This window comes from Nitrosomonas ureae (assembly GCF_900206265.1).
GTDB lineage: Bacteria > Pseudomonadota > Gammaproteobacteria > Burkholderiales > Nitrosomonadaceae > Nitrosomonas > Nitrosomonas ureae_C.
The window spans coordinates 2,179,459-2,203,071 of the sequence record NZ_LT907782.1 but is presented as its reverse complement, the minus strand read 5'-3'; the positions used below and the strand labels follow the sequence as shown (position 1 = coordinate 2,203,071).

Here is a 23,613-nt window from a genome sequence, read left to right as displayed (position 1 = left end):
TATGATTGCCGATGTAAAAAAATCTGCTGAACAAAAAATGCAAAAGAGTCTTGAAGCATTAAAAGTAGATTTGAGTAAAGTCAGAAGTGGACGGGCTCATGCTGGTTTTTTAGATCATATCACCGTGGATTATTACGGAACACAAACGCCTCTTAGCCAAGTAGCCAATATCAATCTAATCGATGCACGTACGATTGGTGTCATTCCTTGGGAGAAAAAAATGGGGAATGTAATTGAGAAAGCCATCCGTGAGTCCGATTTAGGCTTAAATCCTATGCCGGTAGGTGAGACTATTCGTGTACCCATGCCTGCCCTCACTGAAGAGCGTCGCCGCGACCTGATTAAAGTAGTTAAGCAAGAAGCAGAAAACGTTCGTATTGCCATGCGTAATATTCGTCGGGATGCCAATACTCACCTGAAAGATTTATTAAAATCCAAGGAAATTTCTGAAGATGATGAGCGTCGTGGTCAAGATGAAATTCAAAAATTAACGGATCGCTATATCACGGAAATTGATAAAATTTTGCACATCAAGGAAACCGAACTAATGGCTGTTTGATATGCCTCAAGGTCCAAGCTCAACTAGAGAAATACCTGAAACTGGCTCAATACCAAAACATATTGCTATCATTATGGATGGTAATGGCCGTTGGGCTAAAACTCGTTATATGCCTCGGATCGCGGGACATAAGCAAGGTGTTGAAACAGTTCGTGGCGTTATCAAAGCTTGCATAGAACGTAATATTCCATATCTCACTCTGTTTGCTTTCAGCAGCGAAAATTGGCGGCGCCCGGCAGATGAAGTAACCTCTTTAATGCAGCTTTTCCTTGGCGCGTTGGAACAGGAGATCACCCGACTGCACGAGAATGGTATTTGCTTTAAAGTTATTGGTGATCTATCAAAATTCGAACCCAAGATAACTGAATTCATCCGTATTGGCGAACAGCTAACCGCAGAAAATAACCGTCTTACCTTCACTATAGCTGCCAACTACGGTGGACGCTGGGATATCATGCAAGCCATGCGTAAAATGATGATGCAATCTACCGAAGAACTACCCTTGAATTTTGAAGAGGAAAATCTAGCGCAATATCTTGCGCTGAGCTATGCACCTGAGCCGGATCTGTTTATCCGGACGGGTGGAGAATATCGCATCAGTAATTTTTTATTATGGCAACTTGCTTATACTGAATTGTATTTTACCGATACATTGTGGCCTGATTTCGATGAGCATGAACTTGAACGAGCGATTCAATCTTATCAACAACGTGAACGCCGGTTTGGTTGCACCAGTGAACAGATTCAAGTAGCAGGATAAAATCACTTTTCATGCTTAAGACCCGCGTCCTCACTGCTGCCGTTATACTCCCTTTATTCTTATCAGCATTATTTTTATTGCAGGATATATTTTGGGCTATCGTGCTACTTGCCCTTTCGATTATCGGATCTCGCGAATGGAGCCGATTAGCCGGATTCTCTGTGAAAAATACAATAATATTTATGCTCCTGACTACTCTTGCAGGAGGGGAATTGTTGTTTCAAATGAGTGAATCGATAAAAGCTAATGTATATTCTGCTGATTTGATCTGGGCGTATGGCCTATCAGTGACTTTCTGGACCATTGGTGTACCGCTGTATCTGAAGCAAGTGTACACGATAAAAAGTCCCTTAATCTTAATGCTAATCGGTTGGATATTGTTGTTACCAACCTGCCTTGCGCTTTATCAGCTACGTGCTATCAGTCCTATTCTTTTATTAGGACTTATGGCAACAATCTGGATTTCCGACACAGCAGCTTATTTCACCGGAAAATCATTCGGCAAACATAAGCTTGCGGAACAGATTAGTCCGAATAAAACTTGGGAAGGGGTCGCGGGCGCTTTAATTGCAGTATTAATTTACGCGCTAGTCTGGGATTTCTGGTTTATCGAAGAACCTTTAGCAACATTGTTAGTACCACTGCTTTTACTGATGGCCATATTAGGCATTGTCGGGGATTTATACGAATCACTTATGAAGCGTCATGCCGGTATGAAAGATAGTGGAAGTATTTTGCCAGGTCATGGTGGTATTTTAGATCGAATTGATGCGTTAATTTCATCATTGCCATTTGCCATTCTGGCCTTACTAATTTTTTATGCACCTGCATCATGAAAAACACCCGTCAAATTACTATACTCGGATCCACCGGCAGTATCGGGGTAAGCACATTGGATGTTATCGCACGCCACCCTGATCGTTTTCAAGCTTTTGCATTAACAGCGCACAATAATGTCGAAAAAATGTTGTCGCAATGCCAACGTTTTCAACCAAGGTTTGCAGTTATGTTGGATCAGCAAAGCTCCGAGCAGCTTGCTCGTGCAATTAAAACAGCAAATATCAAGACGGAGGTTTTATCAGGAATCGAATCCCTGGAAAAGGTGGCTTCACTCCCGGAAGTAGATACAGTGATGGCGGCTATTGTAGGCGCTGCTGGCATTCGCCCCACATTTGCGGCAGCACAAGCAGGCAAACTGGTATTGTTAGCCAATAAAGAAACCCTGGTAATGGCCGGCCGTATATTCACAGATTTGGTAAAGCAGCACCACGCCACATTACTGCCCATTGATAGCGAACATAACGCAATCTATCAATCACTACCCCATCATTTCAATGGCGATTTGGTCGCAGCCGGTATCAGTCGCATACTACTCACAGCCTCGGGAGGACCATTCCGATGCGCATCTTTAGATTCCCTGAAAACTGTGACTCCGGAACAAGCCTGTGCTCATCCCAATTGGGATATGGGGCAAAAAATTTCCGTAGATTCCGCCACCATGATGAATAAAGGATTAGAAGTCATTGAAGCGCACTGGTTGTTTGAGGCGCCTCCGGATAAAATTCAAGTAGTCATTCACCCCCAGAGCGTGATTCACTCTATGGTTGCGTATGTTGACGGCTCGGTCATCGCCCAACTTGGCAACCCGGATATGCGAACACCTATCGCCCATGCAATGGGCTATCCCGAGCGAATAGAAAGTGGCGTATCGGCTTTGGACATGTTTAAAGTGGCTCATCTTGATTTTGAAGCGCCTGATCTCGAAAGATTTCCATGCTTGGACCTAGCCTATCAAGCACTGCGTGCCGGTGGGAATATGCCGGCAGTGTTGAATGCTGCGAATGAGATAGCAGTAGAATCTTTTCTTCAAAAACGTATGGCATTTACAGCGATCCCCGCCATGATTAAGCATGTTATGGAGACAATACAACAAGAAGAAATGATGACGCTGGAGGATGTTTTGAGAACCGACAAACTGGCTCGTGCCAAATCACACGAATGGCTGGCAAACTTACAATAAAGCACGCTGACTAAGAAAGAGAATTGTTGGCAAATGACCGGATTCAATTTTCTTAATTAATGTTAGTATCCCTTCATCCATTTTTTTGTAACATAAAATAAAAATGTTGTGAAGTTAAAATTAACACACACTTGTTCTAAGCGCAATAAATAGATATGTCAATAACTTATACAATTATTTCTTTCATTATTGCCTTGGGCACATTGATAACTTTTCACGAATTCGGCCATTATTTGGTGGCACGATGGAATCGCGTAAAAGTATTACGATTTTGCATCGGCTTTGGTCAACCCATTTTTCGCAGGCGTTGGGGGAAAGACCAGACCGAATGGGTCATTGCTGCGATTCCATTAGGTGGTTATGTCAAGATGCTGGATGAGAATGAAGGCAAAGTGGCTTCTGAAGACTTACCTCGCGCCTTTAACCGACAACCGGTAGCTCGTCGCTTTGCTATCGTTGCCGCCGGCCCCATTGCGAATTTCTTGCTCGCCATTGTTCTTTATTGGTTAATCTTTATTCTAGGAGTCACCGGCATGAAGCCCGTGCTGGGTCCGATCGAGCCCGCTACGCCAGCTGCTCAGGCAGAATTTACAATGGGTGAAACCATTGTCAGCATCGAAAATGAGCCGGTTGCCAGTTGGCAGGATGCTCGTTGGGCTTTGTTGCGATATGCCGTGAATCAGTCGGCCAATGTGAAAGTGCAAACCATCAATAGCAATGGCGAAATCAATTTGCGGAAATTGGATTTAAGTCAGATCGATCCTGATAAACTCAATGAGAATTTCCCCGGAATTATAGGCTTCAGCGGCTATCAACCGATCGTAAAGCCTGTTATTGGACAAGTCATCTCTGACGGCGTGGGTTATCATGCCGGTATACTAGTTGGCGATGAAATTATTGCGATCAATGATACCGAGATTCATACCTGGATGGATTTCGTGCAAGAAATACGCACAAATCCCGGAAATTCGGTAGAGCTGGATATTTTGCGCAACGATCAACTGATTATGTTGAAGGTTACCCCTGAAATAACTCTAGAGAATGGTAAGCAAGTAGGCAAAATAGGGGTTGCACCCATCGTTGATCAGGCGAAATTTGAAGAATTATTGGTTACTGTCAGTTATTCACCTGGCAAGGCATTGCAAAAAGCTGCTGAGAAAACTTGGGAAACAACCATACTGACACTGCAAATGCTGTCTAAAATGATTACCGGCGATGTATCATGGAAAAATGTCAGCGGGCCGATCTCTATTGCTGATTATGCCGGCCAATCGGCACAAATGGGATTAACATCTTATCTCGCTTTTCTCGCATTGATCAGTGTTAGTATCGGCGTGTTGAATTTACTGCCAATCCCGATACTCGATGGCGGGCATCTCATGTATTATCTTATTGAGATGGTCAAAGGCAGCCCCCTCTCGGATAAGGCAATCATTATGGGCCAGAAAATTGGTTTGGTTATGCTGTTTACACTTATGACGTTTGCCATCTACAATGACATTAGTCGGCTTATTACTGGTTAAATAATGAAATTCCAGTGTTTCGTTGCATTAATCGCCTTTTTTTACACATTTTCATCTTGGGCAAACGAGTCTTTTATTGTTAAAGATATTCGTGTTGAAGGCATTCAGCGTACAGAGGCAGGCACTGTATTTAGCTATCTACCCATTAAAGTTGGTGAAGTACTGGATGCAGAAAAAGCCACAGAGGCGATTAAGGCACTCTATGCAACCGGATTTTTTAAAGATGTAAAATTAAAGAATGAAAATAACATTCTGATTGTAGAAGTTATTGAACGCCCTGCGATTGCACAGATCAGCATCAATGGTGCCAAAGAATTTGAGAAAGATAAACTACTTGAAGGCCTAAAACAGGCGGGCATATCAGAATCCCGAATTTTCAGTCGCTCGCTTCTGGAACGAGCCGAGCTGGAATTAAAACGACAATATATCAGCCGTGGCAAATATGCCGTCAAAATCACAACGACTTCAACGCCACTGGAACGTAATCGTGTCGGAATAAATTTTGATATTAATGAAGGCCGCACTGCCCGAATAAAAAGAATAAGTTTTGTCGGTAACGAAAAATTTCCTGACAAAGAACTGCGCAGCATACTGGTACTTAGAAGACCCGACCTGCTCAGCTGGTTCACTAAAAACGATCAATATTCGAAGCAAAAGCTCTCCGCTGACCTTGAGACACTGCGCTCATATTATCTTGATCGTGGTTATCTGGAATTCAATATTGAATCCACTCAAGTTTCTATAACGCCTGATTTACGCGATATCTATATCACCATTAACGTGACCGAAGGCGCTCAATATTCAGTTTCCGATATCAAGGTAGCAGGAGAAACCATCATACCCGAGGAAGAAGTTCACAAACTGATATTGCTAAAAAATGGGGATGTTTTTGCACGTGAGAAACTAACCGAATCCATCAAATTAATTACTGACCGATTAGGCGATGACGGATATGCTTTTGCTAATGTTAATGCTTCACCTGAAATAGATTATGAAAACCGCCAAGCGGCGTTTACCTTTTTTATTGATCCGGGAAGGCGGGTATACGTACGCCGTATTGATATTGAAGGTAACGATCGCACCCGCGACGAAGTCATACGCCGCGAATTCCGCCAAATGGAAGGCGCCTGGCATTCCACCAGTCAAATTAATCTCTCTAAAGTCCGGGTTGATCGTTTAGGATTTTTCAACAGTGTCAATGTAGAAACGCCAGCAGTACCCAATAAAACCGACCAGGTGGACATCAAAGTCAGAGTTGAAGAACGACCAACCGGATCTATCATGTTTGGCGCGGGCTACTCTGATCGTCAGGGGATCATTCTAAATGCTTCAATTTCTCAGAATAATATTTTTGGCACGGGCAATTTTTTTAGTCTTGATGCCAACCGCGGCGCCATTAACGAAACCTACTCCGCATCCTTTACCAATCCTTATGCCACAGTGGATGGCTTAAGTTTTGGTGTGGATGCTTACAAGCGTGTTCTGGATACGAAGGCATTAACATCGTTTGCCGCCTTTAAAACAGATACCTTAGGGGCCGGTTTTAGATTTGGAATACCGATTGCGGAAAATGATATCGTTTCCCTTGGCTTGGCTGCGGAAAATACTTCAATCGGTATATTTGATAGCAGTCCCCAGCGTTATAAGGATTTTGTCAATGAATTTGGCACATCCACCAATAATTTCCCAGCAACCCTAAGCTGGGCACGCGACCGCCGTGATAGCGCCATTTGGCCAACCTCAGGAACAACGCATCGGTTATTTGGTGAAGTCAGCGTGCCGGGTGGGGATTTAGATTATTACAAGATCAGTTACAACCAGAAATGGTATTTTCCGATCACCGATTTCTTTACGCTTCTGATCAATACCGAATTTGGCTATGGTGATGGTTACGCAGGGAAAAGCCTGCCTTTTTTCAAAAACTTTTTTGCCGGGGGTAATAACTCGGTCAGAGGTTATGATCTGAATTCTTTGGGCCCCCGTGATGACACATTACTCCCCGGTAACGTCTCCACGACTAATCGCAGATTGCTGGCGGTAGGTGCTAGCAGGCGTGTGGTTGGAAATATTGAACTGATGTTTCCTGTCCCATTCTTGCGCGATGACCGATCATTACGTTTTAGTTTGTTTACTGATGGTGGTACAACATTTAACCATTTCAGTGAGCTGAATAATTTCATGCGTTACTCAGCCGGTATTGCGCTAACCTGGGTATCCCCCATGGGGCCACTGAAAGTTAGTGTAGCAGAACCATTGAACGATATACCGGCTGACAACCTGCAAAGATTCCAATTCATGTTCGGTCAACAATTTTAATTTCTGCCGGGTATTTGCTTCAGGTGATAATGCACAAACGACTCTATCGCTGCTGGTTCAATACGATGATGGTTTTATTCGTCTTAACCATCACTTGTAATTCAGGAGCTGCCGCCAGTGATATTAAAATTGGCGTAGTCAACACCGAACAAATTCTGCGTGAATCCATACCAGCCATACAGGCTCAAAAAAAAATCGAACAGGAATTTGTTCCACGTGATGAAGCTATCAAAAAAATGGTGATTAAGGCCAAAACACTGCAAGACAAGCTGGAAAAAGAAAGTATTAACATGGAAGAATCTGAGCGGCGCAATTTGGAAAGGAATCTTGCCAATTTAAGTCGTGAGTACCAACGCGCCCAAAAGCAAATGCGTGAAGATCTGAGCGTACGCCAGAATGAAGAATACAGTATGATTCTAGAGCGCACCAACCGTGCTATCAGTAAAATCGCCGAAGAAGAAAATTATGATCTGATTCTGCAATTACAAGACTCTGTTTACAGAAGTCAACGCATCGACATTACCGACAAAGTCATTCAAGCACTCAATAACGAGTAAGTACCGCTTCCAGCACACGCCAATAATCCAGTAGCATTGAACCGAGGACCAAACCCAACAGGGAAATCACACAATGAGTAACATGAATATTCACGAAATCTTAAAATATCTTCCGCATCGTTATCCGCTTTTGCTAGTAGACCGGGTAATTTCATATGAAGCGGGTAAAGATATCGTCGCGTTAAAAAATGTTTCTATCAACGAGCCTTTCTTTTCCGGGCATTTCCCACATCATCCAGTGATGCCGGGGGTTTTGATTGTTGAGGCACTCGCTCAGGCAGCCGCTATTCTGACCCTTAGAACGGAAAATACAACGAATAAGGAAGATACGGTTTATTACTTTGTAGGTATCGATGGTGTTCGTTTCAAGAAACCCGTCATGGCTGGCGATCAGTTAATTTTAAAAGTTTCAATTCAACGACAAATCAAAGGGTTATGGAAGTATTCGGCACGTGCTGAAGTGGATGGCCAGCTTGTTACCGAGGCGCAGCTTATGTGTACTTCCCGGAATGTATAACCTCTGCCATTGAAATAACCGCCAACATCAGGAGTGTTCAAGTATTGAAACGTCAACTATCGAATTGATTTGCGGGGTCGATGAAGCTGGCAGGGGCCCACTGGCTGGACCGGTCTATGCGGCTTGTGTTGTTTTGAATAAGACCTTCACAATAGATGGATTGGCTGATTCCAAGAAACTGAGCGAAACAAAGCGAAACGCACTGGCAGTCACAATCAAAAAACTGGCTAAAGCATGGTCAATTTCCTATGCCTCGGTACAGGAAATTGATCGGCTGAATATCCTTCAGGCAAGTTTGCTGGCCATGAAGCGCGCTGTCGAAAGCCTGCCTTTTACGCCCGATATTGTACTGGTCGATGGTAATCAAAGTCCGCATTTGCGCTGTCCAATGCGGACAATCGTTCGCGGTGATAGCCTAATCCCCGAGATCTCAGCCGCTTCGATACTGGCCAAGACTGCGCGTGATGCTGAAATGCAAAGATTGCATAGGCATTTTCCCGGATATGGATTCGATAAACATAAAGGATATCCAACCAAAGTGCATTTAGCTGCGCTACAACGGTATGGGGCTTGCGCAATTCACCGGCAAAGTTTTGCGCCTGTCAGGACATTACAATTCAAGCAAAATGAAGATTGAATCATCAATTGTTTTACTAAGGTGATTATGGATCAAGGAAAATAATAACTTTGTGCGTATAATGCCGACTGTTCAATCAATGCTGGGAATGCATGATTGCTTTGGTTGTTATAAGCATTTGAGCTTTTAATTAAACTAAACAAGGAAATTTATTATGCGAGTGAAAAAAGATACTGTCGTTTCTCTTAACTATGAATTGTCGGATACTTCAGGAGAAATTCTGGAAAAAACAGATACCCCCATTAGTTATTTGCATGGCGGCTACGGAGGGATTTTTCCCTTGGTAGAAGAAGCATTACACGAAATGGAAATGGGCCATTCATGCTCCATCACCATGGAGCCGGAGGACACTTTTGGTGAGTATGATGCGGAACTGGTTCGTGTTGAGCCGCGCGATTCTTTTCCTGCTAATGTGACCGTTGGTATGCATTTTGAAGGTGGCGCTGAAGATTCGGACGACTTTATCGTCTATAAAGTCACTGATGTCACGGATGATAGTGTAATTGTTGACGGTAATCATCCTTTCGCAGGTATGAAACTAAATTTCGCATGCACGATAACCGATGTCCGCCCAGCCACAGCAGAAGAAATTTCTCATCAACATGTGCATGGCGCACATGGTCACGAGCATTAACAAGAAGCACCCGGTTGGATAAAAATTCAGCTGCCATGTTCGCTATCTGTCATTTTTTTGAGTAAATAAATCTGCTCCAATGCCTGCCTGGGACTGAGCTCATCAGGCGAAAGATTTCGAAGCATTGGAATTACGGGGTGTTCTTGCATAACAATCTCTTCCGGCTCCGCAACCGAAAAAGCGAATAAGTCCAATTGCGGCTCCCTATGGATACTTTCCTGCTCGAGATTAATCAGGTATTTTCTTGCTACTCTAATCGCTGATTCGGGAACCCCTGCCAATGCCGCGACTTGCAAACCATAGCTCTGACTTGCTGGCCCCTCGGTAACTTTATGCAGAAACACAATATGTTGTTTATATTCCACCGCATCCAGATGAACGTTCTTGACTTGCTTAAACTCTTCTGCAAGTTTTGTCAGTTCGAAGTAATGCGTAGCAAATAAAGTAAGACTGCGGTTTTTTGTCAGTAAATGCCGGGCAATGGCAAATGCTAGCGCCAAACCATCAAAAGTCGATGTACCTCGGCCAACTTCATCCATCAGCACCAGGCTCTGTGCTGTTGCGTTATGGAGTATATTGGCTGTTTCCGTCATTTCCACCATGAACGTGGAACGACCGCTGGCAAGATCGTCAGCGGCACCGATACGGGTAAAGATTTGGTCAAGTATGCCAATGCACGCCTTTTTAGCCGGAACATAACACCCGCAATGCACAAGCAAGCTAATCAATGCTATTTGTCGCATGTAGGTAGATTTCCCCCCCATGTTGGGTCCGGTAATCAGAAGCATTTGCTGTGTTCCCGTTTGCTGGGTACCTAGCTGAACATCGTTAGCGACAAAATTCTCAACCTGGCTTTCTACCACCGGATGTCGACCGGTTTCGATGCTGACAATATCTTCATTGGATAAATAGGGCGCGGTGTAGTCAAGCACTTGCGCACGCTCTGCCAATGTGCACAGCACATCGATCTCGGCAACGCTGAGCGCCATTTCCTGTAATGCAGGAACATGCTGTATCAGTGTCTCAATTAATTCATCGTATAAATATTTTTCTCGCGCCAGCGCCCGATCCTGCGCCGATAATGCCTTGTCTTCGAAAGCTTTCAGTTCAGGCGTAATATAACGTTCAGCACTTTTTAGAGTTTGTCTGCGCCGATAATCCGCAGGAATTTTCTCGCTATGCGCATGCGTGACTTCGATATAGAAACCGTGCACGCGGTTATATTCGACTTTCAGATTGGGAATACCGGTACGTTCCTTTTCACGAATTTCCAGCTGTAACAAGAATTCTCCGCAATTGTTTTGCAATGCCCGCAATTCATCCAATTCAATATCATAACCATCGGCAATCACATTACCCTCGCGCAACACTACGCCGGGCTCTTCCAGCAAGGCTTTATTCAATAGCTCACCCAGAGCAGGCTCAACTTGCAGCGCCTGAATCAATCGATCAATTCTCTCACTGTGGCACTGCGCAATCGCTGTGATAATTGCAGGAAATAGTTTCAAGCTGTCGCGTAAACCCGATAAATCCCTCGGACGAACTGATTTAAGTGCAATACGCGCCGTAATCCGCTCAATATCCACAATCTGCCGTAAAAGATTGCGCACCGCCACATAGCTATTTGATCCATTTTCTCCGATCAAGGCGGTAATACTATCCAGCCGTTTTTGAATTTCGCTCCGATCGCGTAAGGGATGATGTAGCCAGAATTGCAATAAACGGCTACCCATATTGGTTGAGCAGGTATCCAGCAAGGACAATAGCGTGGGCGATCTTTCCCCCCGGATGGTTTCAGAAATTTCGAGATTGCGGCGTGTTGCGGCATCCATGCGGACATAAACACTTTCCCGCTCAGCTTGTAATGATGTGATATGAAGTGCAGCCGTCCCTTGCGTTAAACGCACATATTCCAATAACGCGCTCACCGCGCACAGAGCTGTAGACAAATCCTCGCAGCCAAATCCGCAAAGATCATGCGTTGCAAATTGTCGTTTCAGATTGCTGACCGCATTATCACGATCAAACTGCCACGCCGGTAATCGCTTTATAACCCAATTCTTTCCTTGCAACTCATCTAACGTAAGCGCTTCAGGTATAAGTATTTCTGCCGGTTGCAAGCGCTCCAATTCGCTCAGCATATTTTGCGGCGATGTCTCCATGATCCGTAATTGGCCCGCAGCCAGATTCAACCATGCCAGCCCCAGAATCGACTCATGTATCCATAATGACAGCAAAATACAATTGCGCTTATCCTCCAGTAATGCTGCATCCGTTAATGTTCCGGGTGTGAGGATGCGGACAACCTCGCGAGCTACCGGTCCTTTACTGGTAGCCGGATCACCTACCTGCTCACAAATCGCAATGGACTCGCCAGCCTTGACCAGCTTAGCCAGATATTGCTCGGCTGCATGATAGGGCACCCCCGCCATCTTGATGGGCTCACCTGCAGAAGCCCCGCGTCGGGTTAATGTAATCCCAAGCAATTTTGCAGCTTTCTCGGCATCATCAAAAAATAACTCATAAAAATCCCCCATGCGATAAAACATCAACATATCCGGATACTGTGCCTTAATGCGCAAGTATTGTTGCATCATCGGCGTATGCTGCTCTTTAGGGGGCTTCATCGGTTAAATTTAAGGCTATGCTGCATAAAAGAAATCACCTCTTAAATTCTCCCGCCTAAAATTTAGGCAAGATACGTCAATTACCTGATCAGTTTTCAATCGGTACAACTAGGCTTCTAGTGTCAAGTTTCATTTGGTGCCAACAGTCATTCACTCATTCATGGCCTAGCCTACCAGTTCTCCATTAAACAGATCCTTTACGCCAGCCAAATACAATCAATCTTTATCCGTAGGGATGTAAGTGATGATGTCACTGATCCACATTTTATCAGGTGCGTTAACTGCAAAGGTCGGATTACAGCAAGGGAAAAAGAAAAATATGTGCCAGAGAAAAATCGGGGCAACTTGTAGTGATTCACGCTTGTACCGATACCATCAACAGGTGGCAAAATACCAACTCAGTCCGGTCGACTTACCCACAGATGCGTAGTATCCTGCGCTCTGCTTCCCCCTGGTCAAATTTCAACCGTAATGAGGGGCAATTTTAAACCAGTATCAGCAAGGAATTTCACCATGACAAGCACTCAACAGCGCGCAGCCTTGCAACGCCAGATCTGGCAAATCGCCAATGATGTTCGTGGCGCAGTCGATGGATGGGATTTCAAGCAATATGTCTTGGGCACACTGTTCTATCGTTTTATCAGCGAAAACTTCGCCAGCTACATCGAAGGCGGTGACGACAGTATCGACTACGCAAAGTTGCCGGACAATGTCATCACCCCGGATATCAAAGCTGATGCCATCAAAACCAAGGGCTACTTCATCTACCCTAGCCAGTTGTTTGCCAACATCACCGCTGCCGCCAATACCAACGGCAGCCTGAATACTGACTTAGCCAGCATTTTTGCCGCCATCGAAAGCTCCGCCAATGGCTACCCCTCAGAAGGCGACATCAAAGGCCTGTTTGCCGATTTCGATACCACCAGCAACCGCCTCGGCAATACGGTAAAAGACAAAAACACCCGTTTGGCTGCCGTGCTCAAAGGCGTGGCCGGGCTGGGTTTTGGTGATTTTAACAACAGTCACATCGACCTGTTTGGCGATGCCTACGAGTTTCTGATCTCCAACTATGCCGCCAATGCCGGTAAATCCGGTGGCGAGTTTTTCACCCCGCCATACGTGTCCAAGCTAATAGCCCAACTGGCCATGCACAAGCAAACCAGCGTCAACAAGATGTATGACCCGGCCTGTGGTTCCGGTTCGTTGTTGCTGCAAGCCAAAAAGCACTTCGACGCGCACATCATTGAAGACGGTTTTTTTGGTCAGGAGATCAATCACACCACCTACAACCTGGCGCGGATGAACATGTTCTTGCACAACATCAACTACGACAAGTTCAACATCCAACTGGGCAATACCCTGATCGACCCGCATTTTGGCAATGACAAACCCTTTGATGCCATCGTTTCCAATCCACCGTATTCGGTGAAATGGATCGGCGCGGACGATCCCACTCTGATCAACGACGAGCGCTTTGCCCCGGCGGGCGTGTTGGCCCCCAAGTCTAAAGCCGATTTTGCCTTTGTGCTGCATGCGCTCAGCTACCTCTCGGCCAAAGGCCGCGCCGCCATCGTCTGCTTCCCCGGCATTTTTTACCGTGGCGGGGTCGAGCAGAAAATCCGTCAGTATTTGGTGGATAGCAACTACGTCGAAACCGTGATTTCGCTGGCGCCCAACTTGTTTTTTGGTACCACCATCGGCGTGAATATTCTGGTGCTGTCCAAACACAAAACCGACACCACCACCCAGTTCATTGACGCCAGCAGTCTGTTTAAAAAGGGAACCAATAACAACGTGCTGCTGGATGCGCACATCTAACAGATCATGGCGGTGTTCGACAGCAAGGCGAATGTGGAGCACTTTGCGCGCTCCGTGCCGTTCGAACAGGTCGCCGCCAATGACTACAACCTGTCGGTGAGCAGCTATGTCGAAGCCAAAGACACCCGCGAGGTGGTGGACATCGCCCAGCTCAATGCCGAGCTGAAAACCACCGTGGCCCGGATCGACCAACTGCGAGCGGAGATTGACGCCATCGTTGCAGAGATTGAAGGCGAGGAGTTGGAGGCATGAGCAGCGTGAGCTTTATGGCGAAGCTGCTGGATGGGGTAGTGGTGGAGTGGAAGGCGCTGGGGGAAGTACTACATATGCGTGCCGGTCAGCATATTTCCGCAAGCAATATCATGCAAGAACCTGACGAACATTATGTATATCCATGTTTTGGGGGGAATGGGATTCGCGGCTTCGTTAAAAAAAACAGTCATGACGGGGCCCATTTACTCATCGGTCGGCAGGGCGCGCTATGTGGAAATGTACAGCGAACAAGAGGGAAGTTTTACGCAACGGAACATGCTGTTGTTGTTACAGCAAAAGATTGCATAGATATTGATTGGGCATTTCATGTGCTAACGCTCATGAACCTTAATCAGTACGCCTCACAGTCTGCTCAGCCCGGCTTGGCTGTTGGCAAAATTGAGAATTTAGAAATCCCCATCCCCTGCCCAGACAACCCCAAAAAATCGCTGGAAATCCAGGCCGAAATCGTCCGCATACTGGACGCCTTTACCAAGCTGACCGCCGAACTGACCGCCGAACTGACCGCCCGCAAAAAACAATACAACTACTACCGCGACCAGTTGTTGAGTTTTGAAGAAGGGAAAGTGGTGTGGAAGATGTTGGGCGGGGTGGCAGAATTTCGTCGAGGCACGGCAATTACACAAAAGCAAACAACAGTCGGCGATATTCCTGTTGTTGCAAATGGCCCGACTCCAACATACCTCCACGGAGAGAGCAATAGGGAAGGCGAAACTATTGTCATCGCCAGATCAGGAGCCTATGCGGGCTATGTGAGCTTTTGGAATCAGCCAATATTTCTAACTGATGCTTTCAGCGTTCATCCTGATTCTAAAATTCTAAAGTCAAAGTTTGTTTACCACTTTCTTCAAAACAAACAGGAACATATTCACACAATGAAGAAAGGTGCTGGAGTTCCTCATGTTCGCGTTAAGGAATTTGAGTTATATGACATACCTATTCCATCGCTAGACGAACAAGCTCGCATTGTTGCCATCCTCGACAAATTCGACACCTTAACCAACTCCCTCACCGAAGGCTTGCCGCGCGAAATCGAGTTGCGCCAAAAGCAATACGCGTATTACCGTGATCTGCTGTTGAATTTTCCCAAGCCGGAAGAGGTAGCGGCCTAACATGAGCAAGACGCTGACGGAAATAGCGCAGCAGCTGAAAGACGCCAAAAAAAAAGTGCAGTTAATCTATGCCTTTAATGGCACGGGTAAAACTCGACTATCCCGCGAATTCAAAGATTTAATTGCGCCAAAAACTGATACTGAAGATGTACAACAATCAGAGCTAGCGCAAAAGAAAATCCTTTATTACAGTGCTTTTACGGAAGATTTGTTCTATTGGGATAACGATTTGCGGCTTGATGTCGAACCAAAATTAAGAATCCATACAAATGTTTTCACTCGATGGGTACTTGAGGAACAAGGCCAAGATCAGAACATTATCGCTATTTTTCAGCATTACACCAATGAAAAATTAACACCACGTTTTAATTCGGATTTTTCAGCAGTCAGCTTTTCATTCGAGCGTGGCAATATTGAGCAAGAAGCAAATATTAAGATTTCCAAGGGTGAGGAAAGCAATTTCATTTGGAGCGTGTTTCATTCGCTGATTGAGCAGATGATTTCCGAATTAAACATTGCTGAAGCTGCCGATCGATCAACGGATGCTTTTAATAATTTGGAGTACGTTTTCATTGATGATCCTGTTAGCTCGTTGGATGAAAACCATTTGATTGAGTTGGCAGTAGATCTGGCCCAACTTATCAAGTCAAATGAATCGGATATCAAATTTATCATCACCACCCACAACCCGCTTTTTTACAACGTCTTGCACAACGAACTAAAGAGTTCTGGCAAGTATCGGATGAAAAAGCTCGATGATGGCACCTATGAGCTAATTAACCAGTCCGATGACTCGCCGTTTTCATACCATCTCTTTCTGAAATTAGAGCTCGAAAAGGCCATTGAGAGCGGCCAAGTAAGCAAGTATCACTTTAACTTTCTAAGAAACATCTTAGAAAAGACCTCTACATTTCTCGGCTATCAGAATTGGGGCGATCTGTTGCCAAAGACCGATGATGGGAGGCCAAATCCGTATGAGGCTCGAATTATCAATATCTCCAGCCACTCAAAACACGCCGGCGAAGAAGTAGCTGAACTTACAGAAGATGACAAACGAGTTTTGGCGTACTTGGTTCGACAAATCAGCGAAATGTATCGCTTTGATTCGCGCTCAAGTTGATAAGCGAGTTTGTTGAAGGTAAACAAATGAAAGAATATAAAACCATTGCCGAATCAAACAGCTTTATCGTTCTGGATAAATACACCAAGGAATGGAAAGTCGCTGAAAGCTACCAGAGCGAGTACGATTTGGAACGTGAATTCATTCAGGATTTGCAGAATCAGGGCTACGAGTATGTCCCTGGTTTAAACACGCTCGATAAGCTGCTGGCCAACGTGCGCGAGCAGTTGCAAACGCTGAATAACACCCGGTTTTCCGGCGGTGAGTGGCTGCGTTTGGTGGAGACCTGGCTGGATAAGCCCAGCGATAGCATCGTCGATAAAACTCGCAAAATTCACGACGACTATATCCATGATTTTGTGTTTGACGATGGTCGCATCCAGAACATCTACTTGCTGGATAAAAAGAACATTGCTCGCAATAAAGTGCAGGTGATCAAGCAGTTTGAGCAAACAGGGTCGCACGCTAACCGCTACGACGTGACGGTGCTGGTCAACGGCCTGCCACTGGTGCAGGTGGAGTTGAAAAAGCGCGGCGTAGCGATTCGCGAGGCCTTTAATCAAGTGCATCGCTACAGCAAAGAGAGCTTTAACGGCGAACATTCCTTGTTCAAGTATTTACAGCTGTTTGTGATTTCCAACGGCACCGATAGCCGTTATTTTGCTAACACCACCCAGCGCAACAAAAACAGCTTCGATTTCACCATGAATTGGGCAAAGGCGGATAACAGCCTGATCAAAGATTTAAAAGACTTTACTGCCACCTTCTTTCAGAAAAACACGTTGCTCAATGTGCTGCTGCATTATTCGGTGTTTGATGTCAGCAACACGCTGCTGGTGATGCGCCCTTACCAGATTGCTGCCACTGAGCGCATTTTATGGAAGATCAACAGTTCATATGAAGCCAAAAATTGGAGCAAGCCCGAAAGTGGCGGCTATATCTGGCACACCACTGGCTCGGGTAAGACCCTGACCAGTTTTAAAGCGGCACGTTTGGCGACGGAACTGGATTTTATCGACAAAGTGTTTTTTGTGGTGGATCGAAAAGACCTCGATTACCAGACCATGAAGGAGTATCAGCGCTTTTCGCCGGATAGCGTCAATGGCTCGGACAGCACCGCCGGACTCAAGCGCAACCTGGATAAGGACGACAACAAGATCATCGTCACCACTATCCAGAAACTCAACAACTTGATGAAAAGTGAAAACGACTTGCCCATTTACAATAAGCAAGTGGTTTTTATTTTTGATGAATGCCACCGCAGTCAGTTTGGCGAAGCACAGAAAAACCTGAAGAGAAAGTTTAAAAAGTTCTATCAGTTCGGTTTTACCGGCACACCGATTTTCCCGCAGAACGCGCTCGGCGCAGATACCACGGCCAGCGTGTTTGGCCGTGAGCTGCATGCGTATGTGATCACCGATGCGATTCGCGATGAAAAAGTGCTCAAATTCAAGGTGGACTACAACGATGTGCGCCCGCAGTTCAAAGCCATTGAAACCGAGCAGGACGAGAAAAAGCTCAGCGCGGCGGAGAACAAGCAAGCTTTGTTGCACCCCGACCGTATCCGCGAAATTTCACAGTACATTCTGAATAACTTCCGGCAAAAAACCCATCGCTTGCAGGCAGGAGCCAAAGGCTTTAATGCTATGTTTGCCGTGAGCAATGTGGACGCCGCCAAGCTGTATTACGAGTCGTTGAAGAAATTACAAGAAGGCAGCGATAAACCGCTGAAAGTCGCCACCATCTTCTCCTTTGCAGCCAATGAAGAACAGGATGCCGTCGGCGATATTCAGGATGAAAGCTTTGATGTTTTAGCCATGAACAGCAGCGCCAAAGAGTTTTTAAGCGCGGCCATCACTGACTATAACGCGCTGTTTAAAAACAATTTTGGTGTAGATGGTAACGGATTTCAAAACTATTACCGCGATCTTGCGCTCAAGGTGAAAAACCAGGAAATTGACTTGTTGATTGTGGTGGGTATGTTCTTAACCGGATTTGATGCCCCCACCCTGAATACCTTGTTTGTGGATAAAAACTTGCGTTACCACGGTTTACTACAGGCTTATTCGCGCACCAACCGTATTTTCGATGCTACCAAAACCTTTGGCAACATCGTTACTTTCCGCGATTTGGAACAAGCTACCGTTGATGCCATTACCTTGTTTGGCGATAAAAACACCAAAAACGTGGTGCTGGAGAAAAGCTACAAGGAATACATGGAAGGCTTCACCGATGTGGTGACCGGTGAAGCGCGGCGTGGCTTTGTGGAAGTGGTGAGGGAGCTGGAGCAGCGCTTTCCCGACCCCTGCGCCATTGAAAAAGAGGCGGACAAAAAGGCCTTTGCGAAACTATTTGGCGAATATTTGCGCGTGGAGAACGTGCTGCAAAACTACGATGAATTCGCCAGCCTGAAGGCCTTGCAAAACGTCGACATAAATGACCCAGCGGCGGTCGAGGCATTTAAGGCCAAGCATTATTTAAACGATGAGGACCTGGACGCACTGCAAGCCATCAGAATACCCACCGAACGGAAAATTCAAGATTATCGCTCCACCTATAACGATATACGCGACTGGCTACGCCGGGAAAAATCTGCCGCTGAAAAAGAAAAATCCACTATTGATTGGGATGATGTGGTCTTTGAAGTAGATCTGCTGAAGTCACAAGAGATCAACCTGGACTATATTCTGGAACTAATTTTTGAAAATAATAAGAAGATTAAAGATAAAGCAGCACTGGTTGAAGACGTGCGCCGGGTGATTCGTGCCAGCCTGGGTAACCGCGCCAAAGAGAGTTTGCTGGTTGATTTTATTAACCAGACCGACTTGGACAAGCTTGGCGATAAAGCCAGTGTTATTGATGCTTTCTTCACTTTTGCACAAGCGGAACAACAACGAGAGGCACAAAAACTGATTAGTAGCGAGAGCCTGAATATTGAGGAGGCCAAACGTTATATCGCCACCTCACTAAAACGCGAATTTGCCAGTGACAATGGTACTGAGCTCAATGCCATTCTGCCCAAGATGAGCCCACTGAATCCGCAGTACCTGACCAAAAAGCAAAGCGCGTTCCAGAAAATCGCTGCTTTTGTCGAGAAGTTTAAAGGCGTGGGTGGGCAAATCTAATGGAGGCGTTACATCAATTTGGGATACCTTCAAACCGGGTGTGCGGTCACCCTCTGTTGTGTGCTGTCAAGGATGGGGTTCATACGATTAAGCTGCGGCTAGATTGGCATGATATCGCTGCGAAAATGCGCTGGTGGTAGATACTCCTATCGTTCTTGCTGTCTCTGTCGATTATAGAAGATCATTATCATAGTCATGCCCTGTCTTCCCAATAATGTTTTTTAACTCACTTCTGCAGGATTCCATAAATATTTTATGAAGATATTTCCGAGGTTGCAAAGTGATATATCAATCTGAAGCCCTACTTAGCTTTTGCGCCAGCAGGTTTATAGAAAAGAAAATCTTCAACTTCAACCGTCTTCATATATTCATTAGACCAAGATGGGGCTACCTTTCTATGGTGAAAATATAAGGCTCCATTTGTTCTGTCCTTAAGCTGACGATTTAAAGCCTTGCGAGTTATATCTTTTGCAGTCGCATAAGACTCATCCTCTTTTGCGTCATCCGGACGACCGTCACACCACCACGAAAATTGACAAGCACCTTGCTCTTGTCCTTGTTTAACCACTCCACATACAGTTTCCGGAAATCCCTCATGACCGACCCGATTCATCACAACGTTTGCAACTACTTCCATTCCCGTAGTGGTCATACCCCTTGCTTCCCAGTAAATAGTGCGTGCAAGGCAAGTAATCGCATCGTCCATTGGTTCATCGCCGGTTGGATCGACAGCCTGAACTTGGGGTTTTGTAATAAGCTCCTTCGGAGCAGGAGAGGTTTTGCTTCCTTCAGATGAAGCTTTCTCTTCTAGAATCTCAGCTTTTTCTTTTGCTACCTCAGCCTTCTGGTTCTGATCACTGGCCATTGCTGAAGACAACAGTAAGAACAATGACGCAAAACATGTTATAGATAATATTCTTGCCATTTTAAAATATATTTAATTTAAATTGTTCTTAACCATATTCTTTATATGGCCTTGGCAATCATACTTCCTAATAGAAAGAAATTAAATAGGGCAATCGACTTATGATATTCGCAAAATTCAATAACTTCCTATAATGAATTGGCGAAAGCCGCGAGAAACCGAAGAAACACGTCAAATTTTGCAAAATTAAATTCAACGAAAGGCAAAGAATCGGGTTTGGCAAATTTTTCCCAGAAACAAATAATTCAATAAGCTCTCTCGCAATCATAAAATCTCAGCAATGTTATTTATCGCACCGATGGCTCTTGTGCTAACAGGCATAATTAAAAAGCACCTTTTGTGCGTGATTTAAATTATGGAGAGATTGAAATGAAACTATTAAATTTATTATTGATATTGGCTGTATGCTTGTTTTTTTCAACTGCACACTCGGCCGAAACAATATCAGAAAAAGCTCAGGCAACTAAAGATGATATTAAACGAGATGCAAAAAAGGCAGTTAATCGTGTTGAGGAATCAACTTGTACCGGTACGGATGCTGAGTGCGCGAAACAAAAAATTGGTAACCGGGCGGAAGAAGCCAAAGATGCAATTAAGGATAAATCATCAGAAATTAAAAATAACCTAGACTAGTTTATTTACAAGGAGTTATAAATCGGCCAGCGTATTTTTGATGCTGGCCGATTTATATAAGCGATTAGCAGATACCTATCGTTTCATGCTGATGTCGAATATTCATCTAAAGTGTTCTTGCTTTTTGCCATTTGATTGTTCCAAACGTGCCTAAATACGTGCCAATAACAGCAGCTGCAATATAGATGTTGTTTTCTACATAATTAATGATTGTAAATGCATTGATTAGAACAAGCATTGCCGACCAGAACGCTGCCGCACCGGCTTTCTTTCTGTCCACATTGCTAAAATATAAAGCTGCGCACATATTTGCGAAAGCCATTATTAAAATAATTAAAAGAAACTTAGCTATTGAATATTCCATGTAACAACCTAACAGCTTCACTGTTAATTGATTTTGCTAGAATTTTCAGTATATCAAAAAGTTTTTGAATCAAACGCAAGAATCAGCAATAAGATTGACATCGTTATTGATTTAGCGATTATTCTTTTGCTCAAGTGCTCAACACACTTCCAACAACTTATATGTCCGCGCCCCATAGCCGCGGTTTTCTTGCATCCGTACTTTATAATGGCCGATCGTTAGGCTAAAAAAATACCTGTTTATGCAGGAAATATGCCGGTCGTCTTTGAACGATTTTGAACACGGTCACCTTGCAAAAGAGGCGAAATCAGAAATTCTCAAAGGAGTTCATCAGGCTGCTAAATCTAAAAGTGCGTCGGCATGTCACAAATCAAAATCAATTCCAACAATTACCAACGTTGTACATATAGTTACAAAGTGGGGAGACGAATACGAAATGAAAAAAGGAGAAATGAAGTTTTAAGTTCTTGGTTCTCTATTTGAAAAAGAATTTGCGCTGGTTCAAAAATATACCGACTTCATCTTGAAAAAAACCGAAAAAGAAAAATCATAAATCAAACGAAGTAATTCAATTTCCGACTAATAATAAGATACGAATCGATAATCCATCTGAATAGCAGTTTTTTGAACTACGCAACCCAATGTAACTCCAGCTCATTTACTTTCAACGACTTTTCCTGCTAGCTTATTGTTTTATTGGTACCCTGAACACGAATCGAACGTGCGACCTACCCCTTAGGAGTTTCAAAGTCCAGATATACCCACCCCTTAATGTAACTTAACAACCATTGACAAACATTCATCATTAGAGCATTCTTCGTTAGGTTATTGCTACCAAAAATTAACCAATTTTTACCAAAAAGGTAGCAATACGGTAGCAATAGAATCTTAAAGAGCTGAAATGTTATGTCAAAATTTAATTTCACAAAAGCAGCAATTGAAGCTTTACCCATACCAGAAAAAGGTTGGATTTATTACTATGACCTAAAGGTGCAAGGTCTGGGACTTGGGGTTGGTGCTACTGGTAAAAAATCGTTTATTCTTTATCGAAAAATAAATGGTAGACCCGAGCGTATAACGCTGGGGCGCTATCCAGATTTAGCCATCGAGCAAGCAAGAGGCAAGGCTTCAGAGCTAAATGCTGATATTGCTGAGGGCAAAAGCCCAGCTGACCGGTTACGGGCTGCAAAACGCGAAATGACCTTAGGTGACTTATTTCAAGAATATATGGAGCGTAGAGCGGCATTTAACAGGCGACCGGATAAACCGAAGGCAACCTATCGCCTTTATTTATCGGATTGGAATAACAGAAAATTATCGACAATCAGGCATGAAGAAGTTGATCGACTTCATAAAAAGATAGGTCGTAGCAATGGGCAAGTAACCGCGAATATTGTTCTTAAATTACTTCATGTTATATTCAACAAAGCAATTAATGAATGGCGAATATGGAAAGGCGAGAACCCAGCTCATGGAATAGTAAAATTTCCCGAGCAATCCCGTGACCGTTTCTTGCAATCCGATGAGCTGCCACGATTCTTTCAGGCAGTGGCAAAAGAAGAAAACGAAACAATCCGGGATTATGTGCTGATGTCATTGCTGACAGGTGCAAGGCGATCTAATGTCTTGTCTATGCGCTGGAAAGATATTAATTTTGATCGAGCTGAATGGCGTATTGAAGAAACAAAGAACGGCACACCTCAAACAGTAGCACTCTCACCTGAAGCACTAGAGATATTGCAAAGCAGAAAGCCTTCAGATAGCGCTGTATTCGTTTTTCCCGGCAGCGGTATGGCTGGTCATCTAATGGAGCCAAAGAAAGGCTGGAAGCGCATCCTAGAGCGAGCTGGAATCGATAACCTACGCATTCATGATTTAAGGCGAACATTAGGAAGCTGGCAAGCTAAAACAGGCGCATCATTGGCGATAATTGGAAAATCACTTAATCACAAGAATCAAAACACCACTGCAATATATGCCCGACTTGATCTTGATCCAGTTAGGGACTCGGTTAACAAGGCCACTAGCGCAATGCTAACGGCAGCGGGATTAAAAGATAGCGCAGATGTTGCGAAGTTAAAAAAAATCTAATA

Annotated in this window: 19 protein-coding genes and 1 pseudogene; 17 read left to right on the top strand and 3 right to left on the bottom strand. The window is 44.5% G+C overall.

The genetic code is table 11. The features are described 5' to 3' along the window. Position 1: 1 nt before the first annotated feature. From frr to CPG39_RS10180, 10 genes are all read left to right on the top strand, one after another. Positions 2-559 (top strand): ribosome recycling factor, encoded by a 558-nt coding sequence (gene frr, locus CPG39_RS10225; protein WP_013648828.1) that lies wholly within the window; start codon positions 2-4, stop codon positions 557-559. A 1-nt stretch (position 560) separates the two neighbouring features. Continuing rightward, entirely contained in the window at positions 561-1,319 is a 759-nt protein-coding gene (uppS, locus tag CPG39_RS10220) for a polyprenyl diphosphate synthase (protein WP_013648829.1), read from the top strand. Between the two features lie 11 nt (positions 1,320-1,330). Further along, the gene (locus CPG39_RS10215) at positions 1,331-2,155 is read left to right on the top strand and encodes a phosphatidate cytidylyltransferase (protein WP_096293272.1); all 825 of its coding nucleotides are present in this window, start codon (positions 1,331-1,333) and stop codon (positions 2,153-2,155) included. Beyond that, positions 2,152-3,339: a 1-deoxy-D-xylulose-5-phosphate reductoisomerase gene (gene ispC, locus CPG39_RS10210; RefSeq protein WP_096293270.1), complete on the top strand. Its 1,188-nt coding sequence runs from the start codon at positions 2,152-2,154 to the stop codon at positions 3,337-3,339. Before CPG39_RS10215 ends, ispC begins: the two co-directional genes overlap by 4 nt. Positions 3,340-3,494: 155 nt before the next feature. Then, positions 3,495-4,862 (top strand): RIP metalloprotease RseP, encoded by a 1,368-nt coding sequence (gene rseP / locus CPG39_RS10205; RefSeq protein ID WP_096293269.1) that lies wholly within the window; start codon positions 3,495-3,497, stop codon positions 4,860-4,862. 3 nt (positions 4,863-4,865) lie between these two features. Beyond that, positions 4,866-7,178, top strand: coding sequence for an outer membrane protein assembly factor BamA (gene bamA, locus CPG39_RS10200; protein ID WP_096293268.1), 2,313 nt, complete (start codon positions 4,866-4,868; stop codon positions 7,176-7,178). A 29-nt stretch (positions 7,179-7,207) separates the two neighbouring features. Then, positions 7,208-7,735, top strand: a complete 528-nt coding sequence (locus CPG39_RS10195) for an OmpH family outer membrane protein (RefSeq protein ID WP_096293266.1) — start codon at positions 7,208-7,210, stop codon at positions 7,733-7,735. Positions 7,736-7,808: 73 nt separating this feature from the next. Beyond that, on the top strand, positions 7,809-8,252 hold the full coding sequence (gene fabZ / locus CPG39_RS10190) for a 3-hydroxyacyl-ACP dehydratase FabZ (protein ID WP_096293264.1): 444 nt from the start codon (positions 7,809-7,811) through the stop codon (positions 8,250-8,252). 64 nt (positions 8,253-8,316) lie between these two features. Next, positions 8,317-8,889, top strand: coding sequence for a ribonuclease HII (rnhB, locus tag CPG39_RS10185; RefSeq protein ID WP_231990280.1), 573 nt, complete (start codon positions 8,317-8,319; stop codon positions 8,887-8,889). A gap of 154 nt (positions 8,890-9,043) precedes the next feature. Next, positions 9,044-9,523, top strand: a complete 480-nt coding sequence (locus CPG39_RS10180) for an FKBP-type peptidyl-prolyl cis-trans isomerase (protein ID WP_096293261.1) — start codon at positions 9,044-9,046, stop codon at positions 9,521-9,523. A gap of 26 nt (positions 9,524-9,549) precedes the next feature. Here the strand turns inward: CPG39_RS10180 and mutS are convergent, their stop codons facing one another. Then, positions 9,550-12,150 (bottom strand): DNA mismatch repair protein MutS, encoded by a 2,601-nt coding sequence (mutS, locus tag CPG39_RS10175; protein ID WP_096293259.1) that lies wholly within the window; start codon positions 12,148-12,150, stop codon positions 9,550-9,552. 471 nt (positions 12,151-12,621) lie between these two features. Here mutS and CPG39_RS10170 point away from each other — a divergent pair. From CPG39_RS10170 to CPG39_RS10155, 4 genes and pseudogenes are all read left to right on the top strand, one after another. Continuing rightward, a pseudogene (locus tag CPG39_RS10170) lies at positions 12,622-14,220 on the top strand (type I restriction-modification system subunit M). Beyond that, positions 14,217-15,353 carry a restriction endonuclease subunit S gene (locus tag CPG39_RS10165; RefSeq protein WP_096293258.1) on the top strand — a complete coding sequence of 379 codons (1,137 nt, stop codon included), beginning with the start codon at positions 14,217-14,219 and terminating at the stop codon, positions 15,351-15,353. The pseudogene CPG39_RS10170 and the gene CPG39_RS10165 overlap by 4 nt, the downstream one beginning before the upstream one ends. Position 15,354: 1 nt before the next feature. Then, positions 15,355-16,473, top strand: a complete 1,119-nt coding sequence (locus tag CPG39_RS10160) for an AAA family ATPase (RefSeq protein WP_096293256.1) — start codon at positions 15,355-15,357, stop codon at positions 16,471-16,473. 26 nt (positions 16,474-16,499) lie between these two features. After that, positions 16,500-19,598, top strand: coding sequence for an HsdR family type I site-specific deoxyribonuclease (locus CPG39_RS10155; protein WP_096293254.1), 3,099 nt, complete (start codon positions 16,500-16,502; stop codon positions 19,596-19,598). A 301-nt stretch (positions 19,599-19,899) separates the two neighbouring features. On the opposite strand, the gene CPG39_RS10150 is transcribed toward CPG39_RS10155, so the two are convergent. Further along, positions 19,900-20,523 carry a cell wall hydrolase gene (locus CPG39_RS10150; RefSeq protein WP_172424108.1) on the bottom strand — a complete coding sequence of 208 codons (624 nt, stop codon included), beginning with the start codon at positions 20,521-20,523 and terminating at the stop codon, positions 19,900-19,902. Between the two features lie 369 nt (positions 20,524-20,892). Here CPG39_RS10150 and CPG39_RS10145 point away from each other — a divergent pair, with 369 nt between their 5' ends. Next, positions 20,893-21,156, top strand: coding sequence for a hypothetical protein (locus tag CPG39_RS10145; RefSeq protein WP_096293252.1), 264 nt, complete (start codon positions 20,893-20,895; stop codon positions 21,154-21,156). A 106-nt stretch (positions 21,157-21,262) separates the two neighbouring features. Here the strand turns inward: CPG39_RS10145 and CPG39_RS10140 are convergent, their stop codons facing one another. Further along, complete coding sequence (locus CPG39_RS10140; protein ID WP_096293250.1) at positions 21,263-21,520, bottom strand: hypothetical protein; 258 nt, start codon at positions 21,518-21,520, stop codon at positions 21,263-21,265. Positions 21,521-21,785: 265 nt separating this feature from the next. On the opposite strand from CPG39_RS10140, the gene CPG39_RS10135 reads away from it, so the two are divergent. Together CPG39_RS10135 and CPG39_RS10130 are read left to right on the top strand one after the other, a co-directional pair. After that, a complete protein-coding gene (locus CPG39_RS10135) occupies positions 21,786-21,983 on the top strand; it encodes a hypothetical protein (RefSeq protein WP_145956234.1) in 198 nt (65 codons plus the stop codon). 443 nt (positions 21,984-22,426) lie between these two features. Further along, positions 22,427-23,611: a tyrosine-type recombinase/integrase gene (locus tag CPG39_RS10130; protein ID WP_096293246.1), complete on the top strand. Its 1,185-nt coding sequence runs from the start codon at positions 22,427-22,429 to the stop codon at positions 23,609-23,611. Positions 23,612-23,613 lie beyond the last annotated feature (2 nt).